The sequence below is a fragment of the Pseudomonas edaphica genome (assembly GCF_005863185.1).
GTDB classification, from domain to species: Bacteria; Pseudomonadota; Gammaproteobacteria; order Pseudomonadales; family Pseudomonadaceae; genus Aquipseudomonas; species Aquipseudomonas edaphica.
Map to the genome: position 1 here is coordinate 1 of NZ_VBVZ01000641.1, position 3,427 is coordinate 3,427.

The following is a 3,427-nucleotide window of genomic DNA, read 5'->3' on the forward strand; positions in this document are numbered from 1 at the left end:
GCTTCACCTGTGTAAAGGTCGGCGCGGGTGCGGCCATGCACCGCCAGCGCTGTAATCCCGGCCTGTTCAGCGATCTTCGCCACTGTCAGGCCATTTTTGTTGTCCCGGTCCCAGCCGGTACGAATCTTCAGGGTGACCGGCACATCCACTGCGGCGACAACGGCCTGCAGGATCTCGGCTACCAACTGCTCATCTTTCAACAATGCGGAACCGGCGGCCTTGTTGCAGACCTTCTTGGCCGGGCAGCCCATGTTGATGTCGATGATCTGTGCGCCCAACTCCACGTTGGCTCGGGCCGCATCTGCCAGCATTTGCGCATCACCCCCGGCGATCTGCACCGAGCGGGGCTCGGGATCACCTTCGTGGATCATGCGCATCCGCGATTTGCGGGTGTTCCACAAGCTCATGTCGCTGGTGACCATTTCAGAGACTACTAGACCCGCGCCCAAACGCTTGCACAGCTGACGAAAGGGCTGGTCGGTGACGCCCGCCATCGGGGCGAGGATCAAGCCGTTTTGCAATGTGTATGGGCCGATGCGTACCGCCGACATAGGACTTCCCTGTTGTGGGGCCGGATCATTAGAGTTCGAAAAAGGGTTGGCATGATACCCGCTCTCGATGACTGGATAAAGGCTGAATTGGATAAAATCTGAACAGTTATTTCTTTATCGCCGCCGGTTTGGTTGCGCAGCGCAAAGTCAATAATTTGCCGTCAAACCTCAGAGCCTGCGCCGGTTCACTCGGGCGAGTGAAAACTCAGGCTGTAATTCACCGCTTTATTGCCTGGGTCAAGGATATCCAGGGAGATGTGGATCGGTGTCTGCGATGGCATTTCGCTGACGCCGGCCAATTCGCCGCTCAGGTATTCGCCGGGTTTGAAGCGACGACTGGCGATCAGATTGCCGTTCATGTCGGCGAAACGCAGTTCCAGCAACGGAAAGGGCTGGGAAAACGTCGCCCGGTTATAGATGATCGCATCCACCACCAGCGCCCCGGCAAACTCCGGGTTGCTGCGCACCACCAGGTTGCTGCTCTTGATATGGGCGATATCGACCCGCGACGGCACCGTGCAACCCAGTGACGGGCATAGCTGCTGAAACCATGGGCGGTAGGCATCCTGGCGGGCCAGGTCGTCGAATTGATACGCGATGTACTGGCCTGCAAGGCCTGCGGCGGCGATCAGCACCAGCAGCATCCAGATCAGGCGGCGGCCCCAGCCGGACGGGCGCTTTTGGGCGTAAAGGTGCAGCGGGTCGTCTTCCAGGTCCTGGAGTACGTCATCGTGAACACTTGGCTCGGGGCGCGTGCGCTTGCGACGCGGTTGCGGGCGATCTTCGGGGGCCGGTTCGTCCAGGGCCTGGGTCAAGGGCGTGAACGGCGGGTCGATATCGTCATCTTCAACGTGGGGCGCCGAGCGTAGTGGCGGTTCATCGTCGATGTCGTCAAGGCGAAACGACATGGAGGGTTCGGTGCGCTGGCGTGTCGCAGTGGCCGGTTCTGGCTCTGGCTCTGGCTCGTCCTCGGGCGCTGGGGTGCGCTCCTCGGGCGGTTCACTGAACAGGCTGGCGGCCCACTGTTCTTCTTCGGCCTTGGCAGTGCCGCGCGTAGCGCTCAGGGCATCTTCAGGCTGGCGACGGTCAGCGGGTGCCTGACGACGCTCCAGCTTGGCCAGTTCTTCGTCCAGATCCAGGTTGTCCAGGTCCAGTTCTTCGGCGTTCCACTGCTTCTGGCTGATGGCCCGTGGGGCCTCGGCGGTCGGCTCAGTGGCCTTCTCGGCAACGGCCGGCTGCTCAGGCGCAGGCACCTGGCCGCGCTGCTCCAGCAACTGGCGAGCGGCGTTGAACACTTGCAGGCACGAGCCGCAGCGCACCACGCCGCGGGCCACACTCAGTTGTGCGTGGCTGACGCGAAAACGGGCTTGGCAGTGTGGGCACTGGGTGACGAAACTGTCGGTCATGCGGCCATCCGATTCAGGCAAGCGCTCATTCTAGCGCCGACGACCACTGATGCGTACCCAGCCATCACGGTTGGCGATCGGGTCCAGTTCGAAATCCTTGGCGTAGGCAGCGGCCACGTCTTCGCCTTGCTCGGCGAGGATGCCCGACAACGCCAGGCGCCCGCCCGGCTTGACCAGGCTCGACAGCTGCGGCGCCAACGACACCAGCGGGCCGGCGAGGATATTGGCCACCAGCACATCGGCCTGCACCTGGGGCAAATCTTCCGGCAGGTAGAGTGGGAATTTGCCTTCAGCAATGTTATTGCGCCCGGCGTTATCACGGGAAGCTTCCAGGGCTTGCACGTCGATATCGGTGCCGACCGCTTCCTTGGCGCCCAGCAGCAGCGCGGCAATCGCCAGGATCCCTGAGCCGCAGCCGAAATCCAGCACGTTGCAGTCGCTCAGGTCCTGGCCGTCCAGCCATTCCAGGCACAGCGCGGTGGTAGGGTGGGTGCCGGTGCCGAACGCCAGGCCCGGGTCCAGCAGCAAGTTGACGGCATTCGGCTCAGGCGCGGCGTGCCAGCTTGGCACGATCCACAGGCGCTGGCCGAAACGCATCGGCTGGAAGTTGTCCATCCAGCTGCGTTCCCAATCCTGGTCTTCGATCACTTCGCTGTGGTGCTCGGGCAGCGGGCTGCCGGTGAGCAGTTCCATGTGGGCCAGCACGGCGGCGGCATCGGTGCCGTCTTCGAACAGGGCCAGCAGATGGGTGTGGGACCACAGCGGCGTGGTATTGAGTTCCGGTTCGAAGATCGGCTGGTCTTCGGCGTCCATGAAGGTCACCGACACGGCGCCGACTTCGAGGAAAGCGTCTTCGTAGGTTTCGGCTTGTTCTGGGCTGATGGCGAGACGGACTTGCAGCCAAGGCATGGCGGGCACCTTTGAAAAAATGAGTGTGCGACGGCTGGGTCGCGAAAGCGCGCAAGTTTACGCGAGCGGCGAGTTTGTGGCGAGCTGGCTTGTGTGGGAGCCAGCTCCCACACAAGCCCGCACACATGGGGGCGGCGGTGTTCTTGCGGGCCCACAAACAACAAAGCCGCCCGAAGGCGGCTTTGTTGGGTGGAGCACTTACTGGTTGGCCAGCTTGTGTTCCAGGTAGTGAATGTTCACACCACCTTCGCAGAAGCCTTCATCGCGTACCAGATCCCGATGCAGCGGGATGTTGGTCTTGATGCCGTCTACCACGATTTCGTCCAGGGCATTGCGCATACGGGCCATGGCCTCGTCGCGGGTGGCGCCCCAGGTGATCAGCTTGCCGATCAGCGAGTCGTAGTTGGACGGAACCTTGTAGCCGCTGTACAGGTGTGAATCCACACGCACGCCGTTGCCGCCCGGCGCGTGGAAATGCTTGACCAGGCCAGGGCTTGGGATAAAGGTTTTCGGGTCTTCGGCGTTGATCCGGCACTCCAGGGAGTGGCCGTGGATCTTGAC

General features: G+C 62.3%; 3 protein-coding genes and 1 pseudogene. All 4 read right to left on the reverse strand.

All coding sequences use genetic code 11. The features are described 5' to 3' along the window. Nucleotides 1-551 (reverse strand): tRNA dihydrouridine synthase (locus FEM54_RS28110; protein ID WP_171045924.1); only part of this gene is annotated, 551 nt, incomplete at its 3' end. Nucleotides 552-736: 185 nt separating this feature from the next. Continuing rightward, nucleotides 737-1,957: a DUF3426 domain-containing protein gene (locus tag FEM54_RS28120; RefSeq protein WP_138453813.1), complete on the reverse strand. Its 1,221-nt coding sequence runs from the start codon at nt 1,955-1,957 to the stop codon at nt 737-739. 30 nt (nt 1,958-1,987) lie between these two features. After that, complete coding sequence (gene prmA / locus FEM54_RS28125; RefSeq protein ID WP_017136746.1) at nt 1,988-2,866, reverse strand: 50S ribosomal protein L11 methyltransferase; 879 nt, start codon at nt 2,864-2,866, stop codon at nt 1,988-1,990. 198 nt (nt 2,867-3,064) lie between these two features. Continuing rightward, nucleotides 3,065-3,427, reverse strand: a pseudogene (locus FEM54_RS28130) (acetyl-CoA carboxylase biotin carboxylase subunit); the annotation flags it as partial.